Annotated in this window: 25 protein-coding genes; 18 read left to right on the top strand and 7 right to left on the bottom strand. The window is 59.2% G+C overall.

All coding sequences use genetic code 11. The features are described from left to right. Positions 1-582: 582 nt before the first annotated feature. The 4 genes from FFS21_RS20970 to FFS21_RS20950 all read right to left on the bottom strand — a co-directional run bounded on the left by FFS21_RS20970 (position 583) and on the right by FFS21_RS20950 (position 3,621). Entirely contained in the window at positions 583-819 is a 237-nt protein-coding gene (locus tag FFS21_RS20970; protein WP_029309197.1) for a hypothetical protein, read from the bottom strand. A gap of 448 nt (positions 820-1,267) precedes the next feature. Further along, positions 1,268-1,564 carry a hypothetical protein gene (locus FFS21_RS20965; protein WP_051723352.1) on the bottom strand — a complete coding sequence of 99 codons (297 nt, stop codon included), beginning with the start codon at positions 1,562-1,564 and terminating at the stop codon, positions 1,268-1,270. Between the two features lie 357 nt (positions 1,565-1,921). Beyond that, positions 1,922-2,110, bottom strand: a complete 189-nt coding sequence (locus FFS21_RS20955; protein ID WP_137926694.1) for a hypothetical protein — start codon at positions 2,108-2,110, stop codon at positions 1,922-1,924. 74 nt (positions 2,111-2,184) lie between these two features. Then, positions 2,185-3,621 carry an Eco57I restriction-modification methylase domain-containing protein gene (locus tag FFS21_RS20950; RefSeq protein WP_029309200.1) on the bottom strand — a complete coding sequence of 479 codons (1,437 nt, stop codon included), beginning with the start codon at positions 3,619-3,621 and terminating at the stop codon, positions 2,185-2,187. A 402-nt stretch (positions 3,622-4,023) separates the two neighbouring features. Between FFS21_RS20950 and FFS21_RS20945 the strand changes: the two genes are divergently transcribed. The 7 genes from FFS21_RS20945 (at position 4,024) to FFS21_RS20920 (ending at position 7,979) form a co-directional block, all read left to right on the top strand. Next, positions 4,024-4,365, top strand: coding sequence for a hypothetical protein (locus FFS21_RS20945; RefSeq protein WP_035833587.1), 342 nt, complete (start codon positions 4,024-4,026; stop codon positions 4,363-4,365). A 2-nt stretch (positions 4,366-4,367) separates the two neighbouring features. After that, positions 4,368-4,847 (top strand): DUF2726 domain-containing protein, encoded by a 480-nt coding sequence (locus FFS21_RS20940; protein ID WP_029309202.1) that lies wholly within the window; start codon positions 4,368-4,370, stop codon positions 4,845-4,847. Positions 4,848-4,876: 29 nt separating this feature from the next. Next, positions 4,877-5,251, top strand: coding sequence for a hypothetical protein (locus tag FFS21_RS20935; RefSeq protein WP_137926693.1), 375 nt, complete (start codon positions 4,877-4,879; stop codon positions 5,249-5,251). Between the two features lie 2 nt (positions 5,252-5,253). After that, positions 5,254-5,397 carry a hypothetical protein gene (locus FFS21_RS32105; RefSeq protein WP_158664425.1) on the top strand — a complete coding sequence of 48 codons (144 nt, stop codon included), beginning with the start codon at positions 5,254-5,256 and terminating at the stop codon, positions 5,395-5,397. A gap of 33 nt (positions 5,398-5,430) precedes the next feature. Next, positions 5,431-5,736 (top strand): hypothetical protein, encoded by a 306-nt coding sequence (locus FFS21_RS20930; RefSeq protein ID WP_029309204.1) that lies wholly within the window; start codon positions 5,431-5,433, stop codon positions 5,734-5,736. Between the two features lie 48 nt (positions 5,737-5,784). Further along, complete coding sequence (locus tag FFS21_RS20925) at positions 5,785-6,633, top strand: helix-turn-helix domain-containing protein (protein WP_051723354.1); 849 nt, start codon at positions 5,785-5,787, stop codon at positions 6,631-6,633. 506 nt (positions 6,634-7,139) lie between these two features. Next, on the top strand, positions 7,140-7,979 hold the full coding sequence (locus FFS21_RS20920; protein ID WP_029309206.1) for a PIN domain-containing protein: 840 nt from the start codon (positions 7,140-7,142) through the stop codon (positions 7,977-7,979). Positions 7,980-8,036: 57 nt separating this feature from the next. On the opposite strand, the gene FFS21_RS20915 is transcribed toward FFS21_RS20920, so the two are convergent. Then, positions 8,037-8,762, bottom strand: coding sequence for a DUF6388 family protein (locus tag FFS21_RS20915; protein ID WP_029309207.1), 726 nt, complete (start codon positions 8,760-8,762; stop codon positions 8,037-8,039). Positions 8,763-9,014: 252 nt separating this feature from the next. Between FFS21_RS20915 and FFS21_RS20910 the strand changes: the two genes are divergently transcribed. From FFS21_RS20910 to FFS21_RS32100, 3 genes are all read left to right on the top strand, one after another. Further along, positions 9,015-9,365, top strand: coding sequence for a hypothetical protein (locus FFS21_RS20910; RefSeq protein WP_171020461.1), 351 nt, complete (start codon positions 9,015-9,017; stop codon positions 9,363-9,365). Between the two features lie 23 nt (positions 9,366-9,388). Continuing rightward, complete coding sequence (locus FFS21_RS20905) at positions 9,389-9,646, top strand: hypothetical protein (RefSeq protein WP_029309209.1); 258 nt, start codon at positions 9,389-9,391, stop codon at positions 9,644-9,646. A gap of 403 nt (positions 9,647-10,049) precedes the next feature. Then, on the top strand, positions 10,050-10,196 hold the full coding sequence (locus FFS21_RS32100) for a hypothetical protein (protein WP_158664426.1): 147 nt from the start codon (positions 10,050-10,052) through the stop codon (positions 10,194-10,196). A 53-nt stretch (positions 10,197-10,249) separates the two neighbouring features. Here the strand turns inward: FFS21_RS32100 and FFS21_RS20900 are convergent, their stop codons facing one another. Together FFS21_RS20900 and FFS21_RS20895 are read right to left on the bottom strand one after the other, a co-directional pair. Next, positions 10,250-10,576 (bottom strand): hypothetical protein, encoded by a 327-nt coding sequence (locus FFS21_RS20900; protein ID WP_225934805.1) that lies wholly within the window; start codon positions 10,574-10,576, stop codon positions 10,250-10,252. A 180-nt stretch (positions 10,577-10,756) separates the two neighbouring features. Then, complete coding sequence (locus FFS21_RS20895; RefSeq protein ID WP_017512758.1) at positions 10,757-11,032, bottom strand: hypothetical protein; 276 nt, start codon at positions 11,030-11,032, stop codon at positions 10,757-10,759. 232 nt (positions 11,033-11,264) lie between these two features. Between FFS21_RS20895 and FFS21_RS20890 the strand changes: the two genes are divergently transcribed. The 8 genes from FFS21_RS20890 to FFS21_RS20855 all read left to right on the top strand — a co-directional run bounded on the left by FFS21_RS20890 (position 11,265) and on the right by FFS21_RS20855 (position 19,041). Beyond that, a complete protein-coding gene (locus FFS21_RS20890) occupies positions 11,265-12,521 on the top strand; it encodes a DNA methyltransferase (RefSeq protein ID WP_029309212.1) in 1,257 nt (418 codons plus the stop codon). A 291-nt stretch (positions 12,522-12,812) separates the two neighbouring features. Next, the gene (locus tag FFS21_RS20885) at positions 12,813-13,100 is read left to right on the top strand and encodes an H-NS histone family protein (protein WP_029309213.1); all 288 of its coding nucleotides are present in this window, start codon (positions 12,813-12,815) and stop codon (positions 13,098-13,100) included. Between the two features lie 144 nt (positions 13,101-13,244). After that, positions 13,245-13,595: a hypothetical protein gene (locus FFS21_RS20880; protein ID WP_225934806.1), complete on the top strand. Its 351-nt coding sequence runs from the start codon at positions 13,245-13,247 to the stop codon at positions 13,593-13,595. Positions 13,596-13,768: 173 nt separating this feature from the next. Beyond that, positions 13,769-14,248, top strand: coding sequence for a hypothetical protein (locus FFS21_RS20875; RefSeq protein WP_029309215.1), 480 nt, complete (start codon positions 13,769-13,771; stop codon positions 14,246-14,248). 226 nt (positions 14,249-14,474) lie between these two features. Beyond that, entirely contained in the window at positions 14,475-15,038 is a 564-nt protein-coding gene (locus FFS21_RS20870) for a hypothetical protein (protein ID WP_029309216.1), read from the top strand. Between the two features lie 170 nt (positions 15,039-15,208). Continuing rightward, complete coding sequence (locus FFS21_RS20865) at positions 15,209-16,180, top strand: deazapurine DNA modification protein DpdA family protein (protein ID WP_029309217.1); 972 nt, start codon at positions 15,209-15,211, stop codon at positions 16,178-16,180. Positions 16,181-16,966: 786 nt separating this feature from the next. Then, positions 16,967-17,761, top strand: coding sequence for a tyrosine-type recombinase/integrase (locus FFS21_RS20860; protein ID WP_208110732.1), 795 nt, complete (start codon positions 16,967-16,969; stop codon positions 17,759-17,761). Next, on the top strand, positions 17,758-19,041 hold the full coding sequence (locus FFS21_RS20855) for a site-specific integrase (protein WP_137926691.1): 1,284 nt from the start codon (positions 17,758-17,760) through the stop codon (positions 19,039-19,041). The genes FFS21_RS20860 and FFS21_RS20855 overlap by 4 nt, the downstream gene beginning before the upstream one ends. The last annotated feature ends 103 nt before the right edge of the window (positions 19,042-19,144 follow it).

Genomic DNA, 19,144 nt, shown 5'->3' with positions numbered 1-19,144 from the left:
ACTTGTCATACATAAAGTTGCCGGGCACGTGGGGCTCGCAGTACATCTCATCCGCGACTGCGCTGCGCCCCACATTCGGGACAACGCATCGATGAAGCTCTCTGGCTCGGGGTTTGACGCTTCAACCACCTTTCGAACGGGAGCATCGTGGCAGCTCCGACGGCCATGACGTAGATCGTGACCACACCGAGTGTCAAAGCGAAGGTCGTCAGGTCATGAAATAGGGTTCCTGGCTCAGGTATGGTGCTCGAGAACCACGCGCGCAATGGAATGAGCCATGGTTCGTACATTGCCAAAGCCGAGAAGAACAGGAGGATCACCCCGAGCAGTATCGTTAGCAGATGCGTAGCTGCATCACCGTTACCCATGCTTCGATGCTCGACATAGACACTGCGACCAAGGATGCATACTCCGGTGATCAAACAAATGCCCGCCCAAATCCAATCCAACATGGTCCTGTCCTTCCTTTAGGTCCCCGACGCGGTGCGATCCAGCAACGCCCCAGCCGGCGCGGTCCACTCTGCCGTTATCAGGGCAGGTTGCCGCTCCCTTTCCAATTCACGAAAGCTGTCGCGCACCGCATCAGAACGGCAACGGCGGCAGCACTTGGCCGGCCATGGACAACGCCATGATCACAATCACTGCTGCAAATCCGGCGCCCCATTGGCGTTTGGTTACCATCATTGCCCCCGCAATGATGCACGCGGAGGCTGGCAACAGGCCTTTGAGGACGCCCAGCCAATACCCCAAGCCAGCAAGACAAACTGCGAACACCAGTCCAGCCTGGCCAGCGACCTTGAATCGATCGGCTGCTTCCATCTTTCTCTCCAAAATCGAGCGCAGTGCACTCGGGTTTACCGGCTGCCGGCCGGTACGGGCGCTTCAAACTGAGCGTCGCAGACTCATAGCAATACACACAACGTATTGTTATCTGTTATTGTAAATTTCGTCAAGTTGAGATTGCCCAGTGGTTCGCCGTTCGAATCACGTTTGAGGCGCTCTCGCCTCAGCGTCGACGTTGAACTTCTGATCGAGCAAGCGCCGAGACTCTTCGTTGAGGACCCCATCGTCAAACAGCAATGTGCACGGCTCTACTTTTGTTCGAAGGCCCCTCCACGCCCGCCGAACGAACGGTACCCAATCCTTGGCAGCCGCCTTGCTCGGATAGGCATTTCCAACGCGCGTCCATCCCGAGGCAGGATGCAAGATCATCGTGAAGTAGACAGTCCTTGTCGTTTGCATGGCACCGTTCTCGCGCTGAGGCAGCCTAGGCCGTTGGTGGATTCTTGGCCTTCATGACGGCCATGTGCGCGGCGACTGCTTCATCCTTGAGAACGATCACGATCGGGCCCTCTCGAAAGTCGCCACTCATGGTCCCATGCAACGCGTCTTGTTCTGCCTCGGTGAGATTGCGCCATTTCGCAATCCAATCGACCTTCCCGAAAAGCAAGCCGGACGGCCCCGTGGCGCTTGATTGTCCGACCGATAGACCGTTCTCGCGGCACCATTCGCGGGCTGCTTCGAGCGCGGCCCATGTGCCTTTCTGGCAAAACTCGATTCGCATATGACTTTCTCGATCTGAAAGAGATTCACACTTCCGACGCTCTGCGCGACATATCAACAATCAGCGGGCCTAGACACCGATTTCAGTCGCCAAGGCTCTCAATGCAATAGGGACGATTCTCGTTGCCCGGGAGATTCCAGTCCCATGCTGAAACCTTGGCCCTGCAACCCGCAACAGGACATTCCAAAGGAGAGAGGTCGCTCGCACGGTCTATGGGCTCCGCCTGGATCGAGAGGCTCAACGGCTGGCCATGTACTGGGCACAAGCCACGATCCAGTCTCCACAAGCGTTGTAGGTCAACGGGTAGTCGCCGCTTGGTCCGCGCATCCGTCGCCAGGAACGACGAGAAATCCTCGGTCATTGACTTGCCTTCGCCTCCAAGAAAATTGCTGCATCGGAAAAAGCCCTTGCAGCCGCCCCAACAGAGTTCGCATAGCGGTCAAACCCCAACTCGCGTAACTTGGCTGCCTTCTCTTCGGCGTCATACGCTTGGCGCCACAGGCCTTTAGTGAGCCGGGATACCGATGGTTTCTTACGTTGTTTCATGTCGCCCCTCAGTCGTGTTTGGCGTTGGAATTCACGGAGATGGTTGTGCCCGCGACAACGCGTCAAAAGGTGGTTCAAGCGAACGGAGCGTCGATCGGCATCTTCCTGAGCAACGTTGTGGTCAGCGAGAAATAACCCCCCTCCAGGCGCGGGGCGTAGTCACGCACCCATTGCGCTGCGAGAGGCGAGCGGAGCGCGGCCTCGACTCGATCAAGCACGTCAGGCTCACCGCACACGATGCTCAGGTTGTGGTTGATCGGCAGAATGCCGGGCGGGACGCGCACGGCCTTAGGCGACGTGGCGATCCGCGGCACGAGCAATGTCTCGCGGGACAGATCCATGCGGTGAAAGGTCTCCGGCGGTAGCCAGAAGGTACCCCGCCGGCCCCGTGCCGCCATCTTGTGCATATGGCGCTGCAAGTGCTCAATCAGGCGATTGCACGGCGTCACACCAGGCGCCGTCCTGATGGCGAATCGCCGCGGCGTGCAAAGGCGGCCGTCGACAATGTCATCGGTGTCGACCGCTGGCACCAGGTACTCGCCCGGCAGCGTCGCGGCCGTTTCTTTGTCCACCACAAAGATCCCGGAAGAGCCGAGCCATGGTGCGATGCGTACCTGGGCGAACTGTTCCAGCGTTGGAAGGCCTTCATAACGGCTTTCGTCGACGCCTGGATAGATTGGCCGCTCCGTAAGCACGCGAAAATCGTGCGAACGCTGCAGTTCGGCCGTCGCCTTCAGCACGACAGACACAGGATGAACCCTCGGGGGCGTGCCCGAGCGACGGTTCTTCGGGCGATAGAACACCGAGCTTGAGTCCAACCGTTCAAGGTGGGAAATGGCAAGCCGGGTCCCTAAGGTCGCGCGAAGTTTCGCGGCCCCGGCATTCTGGAGCCAACGATCGGCAGTTACAAACCCGATCTGACCATCCGGATGAATGGCACGACTGCAACGCTCCAGGAAGCTATGCAGAAGATCTTTCGCAGCGAAATCCGGGACATGGCCGGAATAGAGGTCCTGCAGAACGGGCGGGACGTTGACCCAGCGCAGGTAGGGCGGATTGCCGGCGACAACGTGATAGACGGCCGTTTGCGGCCCGTCAGTCAGGAAATCCCGGTTATGGACCATCGACTCGGCCACTTTGGTGGCAGTCGCGTGGTCATAGCCATGTCGGCACAGCGTAGCTGCGACACGTGCACGCGCCTCGATGCACGCGCCTGCGTGCACCTCCCAGCCCTCGACTTGCGCCAGCAGACTGGCGCTTGTTAGGCGCGAGTGCTTGCTGGCTGCAAGGAGCTTTCCAAGGGCACGCTCAAGGAACATGCCGTCACCGCAGCTCGGGTCGACCAGCCGGCGCCCATCCCGAGGCCAGTCAAGCCGCCCAAGGAGTTGGTCCACCACCGGCCCCGCGGTATAGATCGCCGTCGCCTGGTGCAGTCGCTCAACCGCTTCTGCTCGAGCCTGATCAATTTGGCTGTGCTGTGACTGCCGATACTCAGTGATTTCGGTCTGCATTGTGTTTCCCGGAGGGCCGGGCGGATCTCCCGCCCGGTGCATTCCTGTTGCGTTAGGAAGCCTTATCGGCATCGGCGAATGGCTCCGGCACGGCTTCATAGCGGTGCGCTTGACCTCGGAGTGCGGCACCTTGGTTCCCGCAGCTCACGAGTGTCTGTGCCAAGTTTGGGTCTAGGACGTCGTCACGAACCAACACGCGCTCGCCATTCGCTTCGATAAGCCAGATTTCGTACACGTAGTGCGCCCCCTCTCTCTATGCAGAGCTCTGGCAAGGACAAAACGATCAGCCGACAGGCCGGTGGATGTCTGCCGCTCTCACTCTGGCGACGATTTTGCGTATGATATAGTATAGATACGTGTTACGTATCGAAGCGTATGTATTCGACGACATCACTACCGCCCATGAACCAACTAGTCAGTGAACCAGCGCCACCACAGACGGTGGAATCCGAGGCCCTCTTCCTGTGTGGTGAGGCGTTCATGCAGATTCGCAAGCTCAGCGGGATCGTGGCAGAGCCAAAGCCTCGCCGCGGCGTTTTCGGACGATTTTCCCCAACTGATCGGGGTGCGGCGGATCGCCGTTCCAGGGCCGCCGCGTTGATCTACGAGCTTTCCGACGTCGCCCACAACCTGCCCGAGATGGTGAGGCTGGGGGTGCATACCAAACAGTTCGCCTACTTCTCTCAGCAAACGAACAAGCTTGCGGGGGCGCTAGTAGAGGCACGCAGCCTAGCGAGGATTTGACTATGGAGATCAGTTACACCGGTCTTGTGGTCGTCTGCGCGATCCTCGCGGTGCTCGTCTACCTCGTCGTCATGAGGCTGCAGTCGGGGTCGAAGTACTCCCCCAAACACTACCAAACGATCCCACTGTTGACCGAGCATGAGCAGGACTTGTTCTGGCGCCTGAAAGAGGCCGCCGGCCGGGACCTGATCGTCGCACCACAGGTGGTGTTTGGAGCGTTCCTCAAGGTCAAGACCATGGCGTTGGTCGACAAGACAAAGGCGCGTCACCAGGTGGCCCACAACCGCGGCGACTTCATCGTCTGCAACAAGGAATTCCGTGTGGTCGCTGTCATCGAGCTCGACGACGCGACGCATGACAAGAGCGCGCAGAAGGCGCTTGACCGCCGCCGCGACCAGCTGCTGAAGACCGTAGGGGTCAAGGCAATCCGGTACCGGAAGATGCCTGAGGTCGCGAAGATCCGTGCGGATCTCGGGCTTTGAGTATCTCCACAATACCTACCAGTATGATCATGCTCCACTCAATCGGCTTCGTCCTTCTCTCTGCTGCGGCAATCGCGGTTCTCTACTTCCTCTGGCGCAAGACGCCCAAAGCCCCGGTACTGCTGGAAGATCGCGTGGCTGCAAGCCTGTCCCATTTCGGCTTCGTTATTGCCCTTGCACTTGGGATCGGGGCACTCATCCTCATAGAGAAAGAGCTCCTGTCGGCATGCCGTTGGGTTGCGTCATTTGTGCCGGAGACAAACTCGCCGCTTGACGCTGTGCCGGTCACGATTCTTGACCTGGCCGGCAGCTTTGGCATTGTTGCTGCAATCTTCGCCGCGGCGCTGCTCATTGCTATCGCTGACGATCGCGCCCGTCCCAGTTCCTTGCCCGTAGGCCGGTGACCATGGACAGGCTCGAGCTTCTTTCGACCGCAATGCGGGCGGGCTGCTTCTATGCGGTCTACCGATTGGTGATCGCGATCTTCTACCCGTGGCTTGCCAGCGCGGTGTGGCAAGAGTCGGTGGGGCCGCTGCTGGTGAGGCACTGAACCAGGCTGGCGCAAGCTGATGACGTGGCGAGGATGTCGTATCTGCCTTCTCGACAGGGCGAGCCGGCGGTCTTCCGCCTTGGCACGCTGGCTATCAGCGATGTGACTCAGGGGGTTCGGGACGGGCTGTTGCTCGGCGTGCTCGCGGCGCTTGTGCCAGAGATCGTTCGGCCGTTCTTCTTGACGTCGCTACTTGCCTTCGTCCTCGCAATTCAAGGCTGGCGGTTCGCGCGAGCGCAAGGCGCTGCGGCCACCGACATCGGGTTTGACGCGGTGAGGGACGTTCTGCTGTTCGCCGGCGCGATCGTCGCGGTGCAGTGGAGTGGGGTGCTTGCGTAGAGGCGGCGAGCAGCGCCGCAGTTCGTCAAGTGATACGGGAGGTCTGTCATGTCCATCAACGCTCAGTCGAAACGAAGCATCAAGATCCTCCTCAATCTGTCGGCGGGACTTGAGGAAACCGGGCGTACCTACTCAGACGGTGTTGTGAGATTGAACTCCAACATCCGCCACGCCGCTGCCGCCGGCGCCGCGGCCCTCAGCCAGCTGCAGGGGGTGCCACTGCCGACCGTGCCTGAGAAGGCGGGTGCCGCCGCTGACGCAAGGAAGCGCGTACCCGAGGCCGGGCAGGTCGAGATGCCGTCGCCAGTCGAATGGCTGGATCGCCTCAAGCTCGCCAAGGGCTTCCATGCGGACGTCACCCTTGCCGAGTATCTCGGCGTGTCGAAGCAGCATTTTTCGCAATGGCGCACTGGGAAGGCGTCGCTGTCCGTGGACGAAGCCTGGAAAGTCGCACTGGGTCTGGATGTCGATCCGCTGCTTGTCATCGCCAGCGTTCAATTCCACGCCAGCCAGAATGACAAGCGCCAGGTCTGGATAGATCTCGCGCGCACACGGCTGGTGGGGACATCCGACGGTGCGACGCCCAAGGCAGACACTGATCGCGCTCCTGGGCTGGAATCCAAGGGATCGAAGTGGTCGCCGGAGGAAGATGCGCTCCTCAAGGATGAGGTTGAGCGCAAGGTGCCCTACGTTGACATCGCAGCTTCGCATCGCCGCTCGGTGGCCGCCATTCTTTACAGGCTGTACAACGTGCACGATCTGTTGGGCGATGCTGAGATGGAAGAGCTCTGCGGCCTCCACTCTGTTCGGTTCTCGCCGAAGGCAGTAGCCCCCGCTGAAGAGTCGAGTGCCAAGCCTGAAGACCCCCCTGTAGCGGGCGATCGGGTCTTCATCTGAGCGGTTCTGCGGCCGTGAAGCCGATGATCCTCCGCGAGGCCGCAGCTTAAATGCAAGCCGCTCCAGGGGACTTCTCAGGCGTCTGCCCAACTAGGTCATCAAGGAGGTCATCACTTCCGTCTCGGGACCAGGCAACCGCACCTATCTCGCCTCCGTTGCAAAGCAGATCGCTGGGAATGAGGGAGGCTGGGCTGCTGAGATCTTCGCGCACCAGGAGGTCAACGATTTGTTCGCCAGCGAGGCAGCGTAGGCCCCTGGCCCCACTGCATGGGCAGATTCCTCCGTTTGGGCCCGATAGCAGCTACCGAATACCACCGACGCAATCGCGTCATCCCGAAGTGACAACGTCGACCGTGTACCGGCTGTTACGCCGGCGCAGTGAGTATTGGTAGAATTTGTCAAAAGTACATAAAACGTGCATCGGGAGGATTTCGAGTGCAGGATTTTCAGGGAAGCGTTGGCCGGCTCGGCGGCCTGGTGGGGGCAGTAGGACTGGGGTCGAAGTGATGGGTGGCCCTGTCGTGCTTGTCGACTTCGAGAATGTGCAGGCGATCGATTTTGGGCGGCTAGCGCCGGACACCCGCATCGCCGTGTTCGCGGGCGAGCTGCAGCGGAAAGTACCGATCGAGGTGGCCATGGGGCTGCAGGAGATGGGGGAGCGCGCTCGCTGGGTGCGCTCGAGCGGCACCGGTCCAAACGCACTTGACTTTCATATTGCCTTCGAGCTCGGCCGAATGGCGCAGGCTGGTGAGCAGGGACCGGTGGTGGTCCTGTCTCGGGACAAGGGCTTTGATCCGCTACTCGATTGGCTCCGGACTCAGCACGGAATCCCCGCCAGCCGTGTTACGACCATCGCAGAAGCATTCGGATACACCCCAGACGCCCCATACGCGCCGCCGGCAGCAGAGCCGATTGTGGTTGACTTTGGGGCCGTGACGCCGGCGCCAAGGCCGACGCAACCGGCCTTGCAGAGCAATGGCATGCATGTCGCGGAACCGCATGTCATGCGATCCCTTCAGGCAGAGGCAAGCAGCGTGGTTCCAAGGTCGGTACCCCAGGCAGTGCCTGCGCCGGCGAGCAAAGCGCCAACAAAGCCAGATAGTGCCAAGGCTGCAAAACCAGCCGGCGGCACCACGCGCGAGTGCACAGCGGAGAAGGCCAGAGAGATATTGTCTCGCTCGCGGAAGGCGGCACGGCCGCGCCGGCGTGCCACGTTAGCCAAGCACATTCATTCGATGTTCCGCCCCGCGACTCTCGCCGATCGCGAGGTTGAGTCGATCATCAAGGCCCTGCTCGCCAAGAAATGGATCTCGGAGAGCCAGGGCGCCATTACTTACAACTTCTGACGCCGTTCCAACGAGGGGGCTCCCAGTCGCTGGGACGGCCAATGTGAACGGCTTCTGTTAGTTGCCAATCGCAGCGCGAATCAGTTCCTGGCGGCGCTCCAGGATGCTCGTGCGCTCGCTGGGGGATTCGATGGCGTGCTCCAGCCATACTTCGAAGGCGTCGATACCCTTTCGCCGCGCTTGCGTGGCGATGGCCTCGGCTGCCAGCTTCTTGCGCTGATCCTCCAGATTGATGTGGTAAATCTTGGCGAGCTCTGGCGAAAAAGCATTGAGTTCGGCAAGAACACTAGGGTTAGCCGCAAGGAATCGCTCTTGTGCGGCCAGCACTTGTTCGTCTGTCAGGAATCTGGCGTTGATGGCCTTGAACGTGCTGTGGCCCGGTGTAACGTCGGCAAGGCGCGTAGCATCGGTGATCTCTACCGTCTCGTGATCTACCTCGATGGCGCCCCATTCAAGGCTCTTGCGATAGAAGCCTTGAACCATGTCGTCGATGAAAAGGCGATAGCCGACCTGGCCCGCCACTGATCGCACTGAGGCAATGAGCGAGCGTCCAAGCCCTCGCACGCCAATACCTTGGGTCAGGATGTTCGGGATACCAATCCTCTGAGCTGCATCCTTGACGACCACGTGCAACATCATGCCGGCGGAGTCCTCAGGGGTCGTCTGGAAGCGCACCGTAAGCGTGTTCCCGGCGGTGTCGATCCACACAGCATGTACTCGATCTTGAATGGTCCCCAGGATGGGTTCGATGGCTTGGCGAAGCAGTGGGATTGTGGCTGACATTCTTCGGTTCTCGGTGTCGTAGCTGGGGCATCAATTCTACGCGCATTGCTGCTGCGGCCATCCGTGCCGGTGCGAAAATGAACCTTCTGTATTATCGGTGCGTGTTATGCATACGTGATATGATTCGGACTGACAAGTTACCGGTATGGGACGGGATTCCTCCCAGGAAGATCCGCATGCCGACCAGCGAGATTGATACGGGGAGGGTCGTAGGTGATGCGGATTCTGTTGTTGGGCGCAATTGCAGTCGTCGTGGCCGCCATTCTGTCCAGTGGGATTGGGCGCGATGGGGATGTCCAACTGGAGATTTATCGGGCTCAGGCGCAAGAGGCCCGGGATCGAGAGCAGCGACAGATGCTTGCCGAGCTCGAAGCATTGCGGATTGAGTCGGTGTCTCAGTTTGTAGCCGACTGGCGTGCGGCCAGAGGGCGTCCAACCAGTGATTCGCTGGACGAGTTAAGAATTCTCGTGGAGAAGATTCGGGCCAATCCTTCGTCGGCAGAGCAGTACGCGCTCGCAGCAAAACAGAAGCGCGCGGACGAGATCAACAACCTTGTGGCATCGCCTTTGGGCACGAAGCTCGAGGCAAAGCCCGGCCTATAGGCATCATCGAAGGAGAACATAGCGTGGTTACTTCATACTTGGACCGCAATCTCAAATGGCTCTTTCCGCTTTTTGCAATACTTGTGCTCCTACTGACGCCAGAGCTGCTTGAAATCGCACATTCGTCGTTGTCCATCCCTGCATCGTTGCAGCATATCGGGATAGCTTTAGCCTTCTTGCTCGGCGGTATCGGTGCCACTCTCACTGACACCATTTCAGCCAAACTCGTGCGTGTGCTTGGCCTTTTGTTGCTGACGTTGGGTGTGGTGTGGTCTCTCTAATTTGCAGGGGGTGAGATCATGTCGCGTCAAATAGAGCCGACGGAAGCGGAAATCGCTAGCTACAACGACCAGGCGTATGGCAAGGCGGTATTGATCGGCGCGATGATGGACATTGGACAAACCTTCGCGAGTAGTTCTCACCATGCGGAGCACGGTAGCTTTTCGATTGTGGCCCTTCGGACTGACCATCTTGGTCGCCTCAGCCGGGCACTCATCCGATTACTGACGCACATGATCGGGTGGCTAGATCGCCCGGAGCCAGTTCGCTGTCAGAGGGCCCCCGAGTCGGGTGACAACAAGACAGCGGAAGATAGCCACGATCCTCTGGACGGCTTGCTTGCGGCCACAGGTGCCGTGGGAGCGTCAGTTTGCGGCGACCTCGCCAGGTGAATGTTGGGTGCTCATGAAGATCAATCAACGAGAGGTGAAAGTCCCGGTGGCGCTGCCAGAAAACTGGAGCGCAGAGGCAGACACGTTTGGTAGCGTTGTCATCACTGCCTACGATTCCGATAATCGCTTCCAGGGAGCGCTGACTCAAGTAAAAAAATGAACCCGCATCCTCTAACGGATGCGGGTCGGGTTCATTCTTCAACGCGGTGGAAATCAGTCCGCTTGTGATTCGGTCTGCGCCGCAATGAAACTGCCGACGTCGGTACGCACCAGGCGCTGACAGTCGCTTGGTAGATCCGCGAGGCTGACACGGCGGCCAAGATGCCGGCCAGGAGCTGCAGAACAGTAGGCGCCGATACCATGGAACGGGCTCTCGTTCATGCCACGTGCCCCGTACATACCAGTTCGCTCACGATCGAACAGGTACACGGCGGTATAGCGATCAAGAGTCTTTCCGCCATTGTCGTACAGACGTACCCGCTTCGAGATGACGGCCTCTACTGAAAGCGACGCTTGTCGAACAGCCAGTTGTTGATGCATTTGAGTCTCTCCTGAGTTGACATTGCAGAGAGGGATGCCCCACATCGGCCTGTAATGATCGCCGTACCCGTTTCTGCGAGGTGCGCGCGTCGTCAGTGCTCCAACAAAAAACCCGCGGCCGACCGAAGTCGAGCACGCGGGCAGAGGAGTTCGAGCCGTCGTAGGCGTGGAACCGGTGGGTCAGTTCGTTGGAAGCAAGGCTTCATCAGCGGCGAGTACTTGGCGCTTGCGTTTGGCTTCTGCCGCCATGGTTTCGATGTCCTCGGTGCTCATTCCGATCAGGGCATTCCAGCAAGCCACCAGGCGACGAGCGCGCTCCTCCGATTGAGGTGAGCGTCGGCGGGAGCCGCCTTCGGTCAGGTAGACGAGCCCCATCGCCACGGGGTCGGCATCGGTGAACAACCGTGCAGGACTGGCGTTGGTGTGGGGCAAGCTGAGTTCTTCGTTGTGGATCATCCTTGGTTCTCCTTGAATGGTAGACGGCTAAGCCGCCGTTGTTGGTTCATAGAGATGCATCACATGCGGACGCATGAGCTGCTGCGTGGGCCGCCGGCGCCTTCGCGAGGCTTTGCCCTGGCCACGCGCGAGTACGGCGGCACGGGTGGAAGGGAGCCACCGGGCGCCGGGATTTGCCTGCATCATTCGACTTACGTATTATGCATACGTGTTATGACGCATGAGGCGATAAATGGAATCATCAACGACGCAACTGGATTTGTTTGGGCACATCACCGCGGCCTATGCAGACGCCCCAAATGGGGCGCTCGACAACCAGCGGTTGTACGAGGTTCTGGCGGACAGTGGCGCCATTGATGCGGCTGCGCTGGAGCGCCGCGTGCCGGTTGGCGCGAGTGGCGCGATGCACAGTACAGAGAAGCGCCGCCTTCGTTGGTACCAGCAAACTCTCCGGCGGGCCGGGGTCCTTGAGCGTGTCGAGGGTGAGCGGGGGGTCTGGAAGCTCGCCGATGCGGCGAGCAAGGATCTGTGCAAGGCGCAGGCGACGACGAAACTGGTTGCCTTCAGTACAGATCTCGGCGTTGCAATATGGAGCAAGGCCGAAAGCACCTTCCCCAGTTTTGACGAGCCGATCGCGCTCGTGGTCACTTCGACCCCTTATCCATTGCGACGGCCACGTGCGTACGGGAACCCGACGGAGGCCGATTACGTTGACTTCATCTGCCATGCAGTGGAGCCGATTGCCAAAAATCTAATCCCAGGGGCCTCGGTGATCCTAAACATCGGTCTGGACATATTCGAGGAGAAGAGTCCGGCGCGTTCCCTCTACCCCGAACGTCTTACCCTGGCACTTCGCGATCGGCTCGGATTGAGCCTTATGGACCGCATCCCCTGGGTGAACTATTCGAAGCCGCCGGGCCCCACATACTGGGCCTGCGTGAAACGGGTCCAGCTCTCCGCCGCATACGAGCAGGTGCTCTGGCTGACAAACGATCCATTGAAGGTTCGATCGGACAACCGGCGCGTACTTGAACCGCATACAGATCGACACATGGAGCTCATGCAGAGCGGCGGCGCCAACCGGACTGCCATCTACGGCGACGGAGCGTACCGGCTGCGGCCAAGCTCCTTTGGCAAGGTTACTTCCGGCAAGATTCCGCGGAACGTCATAGAGCGCGGCCATGCCTGTTCGGACACGCGCGCCTATCGCCAGCATGCGAAGGCCCTTGGCCTTCCAATCCACGGCGCCATGCAGCCGACCGATATCGCGGACTTTTTTATCCGCCTCTGCACTGAACCTGGTGAGTTGGTGGTTGACCTCTTTGCCGGGACCGTGAAGACGGGGCTGGCAGCCGAACGTCTGGGCAGGAGATGGCTGGTAACCGAAATGATGCTCTCCTACCTCCGGGGTGCGGCGGAGATGTTCCGCGGCGCACCGGGGTTCAATCTCAATCCTGCGCTCGAGTGTGTCAGTGGAATGCGCGGCTGATACCCCGGGGTAATAGTAGTTGCCAACAGAATTTGGCTGCGGTCTAATGTATCCATGTTGAGTGACAAACACTCTTTCACCGAATTCTGACGCTCCTGAGTTGGAAATGGCCTAACGGCCAACCTTGCACCACGAGGCCCGCCCTTAAAAAGGCGGGCTTTTTGGTTTGTGGGCTTTACCTGCAGCGCGGGGAGTAATCCGATGCCGAACAAAATTGGGCTTTATTCCGAGTCCTGCCCCGGCCTTGTCTATAGTAGGATGTTATACGTAAGGTAAATTGGAGACCGGTGAATGGCTACATTGAAAGACCTTCTTGCTCAGAAGGAAAAATTAGAGGCGCAGATCGCGGAGACTCGCCAGACAGAGGTGGCGGGTGTCATTCAGAGGATTCAGGAACTGATGGCGGAGTATGGCCTTACAGTGGACGACATTGCCAAGCGATCGCGGCGAGGTCCCAAGAAGGGCCAGCCTATCGCGCCGAAGTATCGCGATCCCAAGACCGGCAAGACGTGGTCTGGCCGCGGGAGGCAGCCCTCTTGGCTAGGGCGGAATCCGAATAGGTTCTTGATCGCTGAGTAGTATGATGGACCAGGCCACCGGCGGCGTTCTGCCGGCTGGCCCACCACTGCAGTCCCCCCCCCCGACTGCCTGCCGCTTTAGTGCTGAAATTACGCCGCGGCGTTTCGCATACCTCTCCGCAAGTCAACCCATCAGGAGAGCTCTGTGCAATCTTTCATTCACCTGGAAGATCCGGCTGTTCAAGCCGCGATCATTAGTGCCGTCGGTAGTATTCTGACCAGTGCGATCGCCGCACTGTGCGCGGCCATCATCGGCAGACAAATCAGTGGTAGGAAGCGACTGCAGGACAAGCTGCTCGTTGCTCAGGACGACATCGAGTTCCTCCTGCAAGTCGAGAAGGCGCACTGCGTCATCCACAAGGAGCGCGACCAAAGCTCGAATAAGCTCATAGTCCGGAATGCCGTACGGGACAAAGGCTTTGAGTACTCAGGCAAGTTCTCGCCCGGAAAAGTGGCCTACAACGATGGCCCAGGCCGTCGCTACAGTAAGGCGTAGAGCCAGCTCAACCCTCGACAAGGGGCGCGTCATCGACCATCGGTCTGACGCACCCCTTCTTTTGTTCTTCTCTCCCCGCCAGGAATGGGTAGGCAGATCTTCCACTGCGCTGTGCGGCATAACAAGCTATCCACCAACGGCTCCCACGCCACGCACTCGCAAGGAGACATCGAATGCTGTCACTGGCCCTCAACTATCCGACGATCGAGTTCAACACCAACGCCTGCGGCGAACTGCATACCGGCGATGCTCCTCAAGGCATCCTGGCTGCAGTTCCGTTCCAGGATGGCCCCGGGTATGTACTCCCGTACCTCGCGACGATCAACGATCGCTTTTATGTTCTTGGCAATCTGGAAGTCGCCTTCAGTGATGAGTTCTGGGGCAGGGATGCTGAGGATCTTCCGGACGAGGAGCTTGTCATGTCCGAGTGCACGCAAGCTGTCCTGGCTATGCGAGAACGGGCATCGGGTTCCATGATTGTCTTCCCGGTGGACTTCGATCCCATGCCGGCACGCTGCGTCATCTCCGTGGCCATTCCCGTACAGGATGGCCAAACCCAACGGGAAATCAAGGATCAGCTGTCACTTGTCTTCTCAGGTTACGAGCAGCTCGACGACCGGCTGATGAAGCTTGTCAGGGCTCGATCGTATTGACCACACTAACCCACCGCCCGCAGACACGACATTCGTGCTGCGGGCTTTTCCTTTTCCCGCAAGCAGCGCGCCGCTGGCGCTAGACCGTCTTACCTTGCGCGAACCTGTGGCTCATACCTTCAGCGTCAAGACATCGATTCTGGCTCAAGTCAACACCAATCATTCAACCCGCGGGGACGAGCTTCCCGCTTGGGACGCACTTCGCACGCAAATCTGGAGAAGCGAAATGAGCAATAGCATGAACCTACCGAAGATCGCGAGACGCACCGATGTGTTCGAGCTGCGCAACGCCCTTCGAGCCGTGATTGGGAGCTGCAAAGCAACAAACAAGGCGGCAGTGCTAGCAGTTGACGCTGCAGAGGAAGCGTTTCAGGCGAGCATCACAGATGAAGAGAAGGCGTACATCGCATCTGCCGCCCGTCGGTGGAAAGTCGCTTGGCATAAGAGCCGGCCGGACGATCCCTTCCTTCGTGGCGTGGAGTTAAATGCCTACGATGACGTCCGGCACCATTTGGGGATGTCGATGGTGGTCAAGTTCCTCCAGGACGCCCAGAGCGAATCATTGGCAGAGCCTGACACCCGTCGTATCGCTGGTCTCGTGCTGGAAGCGGGCGATGAATCCGTGCTCGATAGTGTAGTGCACGATGAGTGCTCTGCTCGTGCCACGGGAATCAACAATGACGGTACTGAAGCACAGGTGGCATTTCTCCTATCGAACGGTTGGACCGAAGAGGCGATCCTGAAGGAAGCCGGTGTTGATCAGGCGCCGCGCAGCTTGTCGCAAACGTGAAACCCGCCCGTCGCGCTCCTCGAGAGCCGGCGGGTTTTTTCTTTAGGCCCAGCCTGCCCGCTGAACAGCCCGCGTGCACTGTACTCGGCATGGCGCCCCCGTATCCCAAAAGATTACTTGACGCTGTGCTGCATCCCTCCCAGGTCAAATCAACCTTGGAGTGCTGCGATATGAATGGAGAGACGATGGGAATGCCGGTAGGACAGGTGAATGCGATCCTGGAAGATGAGTTGGTCATGCGGATTGGCATTCCGCACCGCGGTGGCCGCCTGGCCTTCCACGCATTCGAGCAAGGCTACCCAGCGATGGTGAGCGCGAACGCGTTCTGGAACCCAACGAAGCGTGAATTTGTAATGCCGGCGGCGACGGATCTGACTGAGATGGATTTCGCCCTAGACTCAGCTGGTTACTCGGCGATCAGTCTTTGGCAGAAGAAGGGCCGACAAGACGGCATTGCCGGCGTCTATCCATGGTCCCTCGAGCAGTACCTGGAGTTTGCAAATCTGTGTGGTGCTCGCTGGATGTCTAGTCCCGACCTTTGCTGCGAGCCGCAGGTTGCGGGCAACCAAGAGGAAGTGGACTACCGCGTGAACACAACGGCAACTTTGCTGGAGGCGTCGTTACGCGTGTTGTACGAGTGGCAAAACAGGCTCGCAAGGACCCTAACTGCGCGCGAAGTGGCGAACATGATCAAGCCAATCGTACCCGTACTGCAGGGATGGAACGTGGAGACGTATCTACGAAGTCTCGATCTAACAATGCAAGTATGGGAGCGCTGGCAACCGTGGCTGGCCCCACCCGCTCTGATCGGTGTCGGTTCAGTATGCCGGCGTTCGCTGAATCACCCTACTCACGGCCTGTACGCCATTCTCTCGGGATTGGAGGGACGGTTGCCTAAAGGTGTTCGCGCTCACTTGTTCGGTATTAAGGGGAGCTGTCTCGCGGAGCTCAAGATGATGGATTGGATCGCTTCCGCGGACTCCATGGCGTATGACTTCGGTGCCCGCGTGAAAGCTCGGGAGTGCGGGGTATCGAACACGATCGAGCACCGGTCATCAGAAATGAGTCGATGGATGTCGTCGGCCGCGTCTCGCCTCAAGCCCGCACCCGGTGACCAGTTCCGACTGAGCCTGTCCCATTGACCACCAACCCATGGCCCGCAGACACGACTTTCGTGTTGCGGGCTTCAATTTTTGCGGCAGATGGCGACGAGGCGAAGGTGGCGCCCAGGCCTTCATGTTTGCATGATCCTGTGCTGCATATCTCCCAAGTCAACACAACTATGGAGCGAGCAGCGGGATGAACGAGAACTTATTGGGGAATGCGAAGCGACAGGCTATGCGCAGAACTATGGAATCACGCGAACAGAAGCTTCCGGAAGGTTGGACCGAAGCGAGTCCAGGAGGGTTAGCAACTAACCCTGACCCCCTCACCGGGGGAATCATCGATAGAGCTATCGTCGATTAAGAGGTACCATGGCTAGTGTTGCATTTCACTTAGAGGGAAAGCTCTGTACGTAGAGGTATCCCCAACCGTTATCTCCAGTGCTCGTCCGTACTCAAGCAGTTCCTGAACATGTCATCGTTGACCCCGTGAGACACATGCCAAGACTATGGTCCACGGCGTGGTCCCTAGGCCTCACGAGTAGTTCTCAGGCGACCAGCACGCGAAAGCTGTACCTCCAGCATCTGGACAGCTTTTATCGGTACTGTGACGAACGCTTCGGTGCCGACGCCTTCGACGAGGGTATGAGCACTCGGGACGCTGAGGGCGTGATGCTCATGGTGGAGTCGTTCTATCTAACGACAACCTCCGACCCGGCCTACAACACGACTGATGTTCAGCGGTGGGGCGTAGTCAGAGCATTCGTGCAATCGCTGGCCAAACGCTTAGCGCCTAGTAACCCAGAGTGGGCCGCAGCTGCTTCTATGCTGGCAGCCATGGGCAGGATGCGCGCCCCCCGTCTCGGTGGCTTCCGCTTCATTCGTGCGCTGCCGAAAACAACGCTGCTGGACCTCCTTGAGGTAGCGCATCCCAGCTCGCCTCGAAATCCTTTCAAGGGGTATCAAACGCGCGTGCGGAACTGGCTCATCGTCAACCTAATGCTGCTGGCTGGGCTCCGTCGTGGCGAAGCACTGCTGTTGGCCTGTGACTCCTTGAAGGAAGACGTGGACCCGGAGTCAGGAGAGGTGGTTCGTTGGCTTGACATCACCACGGTGTTCGAGAACGATCCGAGGTCGACCACGCCACGCATCAAAACTCTGGAATCCCACAGGCAAATTCCGGTGTCAGAGGACTTAGCTCTGCTCTACCAGCACTTCGCCGCCGAGCATCGACCTACCGATGCCGGACATGGTTTCCTACTGACCACCAAGGCGGGGGCCCCGCTCTCTGCCGAGGCACTAAGTAAGGTCTTCAGGAAACTGACGGATGCCCTGGCACCCGAGGCAATCCAAAGCCTCTTCGATAGATCTGGCGGCAAGACGAACATTTCGCCTCACGACCTGCGACACACCTGCGCCACGGCCAGATACACGATGTTTATGGAGCTGAACCCCGACCGCGAGTTGGCAATCCAACGGATGCGGGCGTTCTTCGGATGGTCAGCGAGGTCAGCCATGCCTGAGCACTACGCACGTGCGGCGATTCAGGACGACTTGATGCAAGCATGGAACACACTGTTTGCTGAAAAGACTAGTCTTATGCGGGGGATTTCTGCGTGAACCACGCCATTGAAATCGCCCTCCCGCAACCTCAGTCCGAGCATGGTGGGAAATCTCCCTTGGACTGGAAGTGGCCCGCTGCCCCCGCGTTGATGACCCTTTTCGACAAGTATTCCGGACGGGAGTCGGTGGTGAGGTTGGCGGACCGTCACTGGGAGGTCTTTGCAGCTGGCAGCACGGTACGGCTGGAGTTCGCCGAGGGTCAAGTTGGCGAATTACAGCGAGCGCTTGTTCTGCTGACACGACGGGCGTCCTCCCCAGCACCATTCCGGACCTTCGCCAACGTCCTCATAGCCAAATGGCCAGCCATCTTGGAACTGCTCGCTACCCCTGCGGAAAAGCTGCGAGAGACCTGGACCACTGTGCTGAGCCACCCGCTGGAGACGAACGTCGCGAAGGCCGTGTTGAAGCTAGCTTGCAAGGCTGGCGCCGGCCACTGGCGAGCAGTTCACATGCCTCTCGTGAAGAGCTTGGACACCTTCGTGAAGGAAGGCCTCCGGCAGAACAAGCGAAGCATAGGCAAGAGAGAGCGTGTGGCTTCCGTTGACGCCCAGGCAGCTATTGTTCGAGTTCTGGATGCGGCGGCGAGCGAGGACGACTTGACCGACAGACAGGTGGAGGGCGCTGTCGCACTGCTTATCACCTACCAACACGGTATGCGACCAGTTCAGGCGCTGTGCCTCGACGTGACGCATGTCCGCTTCTTCCGTGATGCAAGCGACGACCTTGCTTGCGTGCTCTCGTTCCATGCTGCAAAGCAAACACCAGGCAACGAATTCGAGTTGCTACGCCAAGTCAAACCGGAGTGGGTTCCGCTCGTCGCGAGGCTGCACGCGACGGCGCTCGCTCACGGGCGGCTGCGGCTATTCAACGCAACCGGACCAATTACCTTCTGGGACAGGGCAGTGGTTCTCTGTAAGCGGTTCTCCGTGCAACTGGACAGCACGGCGCGCTCGCTCCGTCACACCGGGGCGCAAACGCTCGCCGATGCGGGGCATGATAGGGCTAGCATCCAAGCGTTCCTCGGCCACAAGAGCGCAGAGGCCGCGTCGCACTACATCCGGGCAAGCTTCAAGCAAGCCGAGCTCATCAACACGGCGCTCGGTGCGTCGAAACTCTACAACAGCCTCTTGGACATATCGACCGGCAGTTTCGTCTCAGCCGACGAGATACAGCTGGCTCCTGAGGACCAGCAGATTGGCGCTGTGGTGGGGTATCGGCTGGTTGCTGGCGTGGGACTGTGCAAAGCGGGTCAGAGCAGCTGCGCCTACTGTGCATAAGCAGCTTTCGTGATGCCGAAAGCGTGGGGATTTGAGCAAGAACGGTGATGGACGCTGGAGGGGTTCCCTCAGGGAGCGTGCATGCACGCGCCTGAGGGAAGAT

The organism is Cupriavidus sp. 2SB, assembly GCF_005503625.1.
Classification (GTDB): Bacteria; Pseudomonadota; Gammaproteobacteria; order Burkholderiales; family Burkholderiaceae; genus Cupriavidus.
The sequence above is the reverse complement of the archived record's forward strand: the minus strand, read 5'-3'. Positions and strand labels throughout refer to the sequence as shown.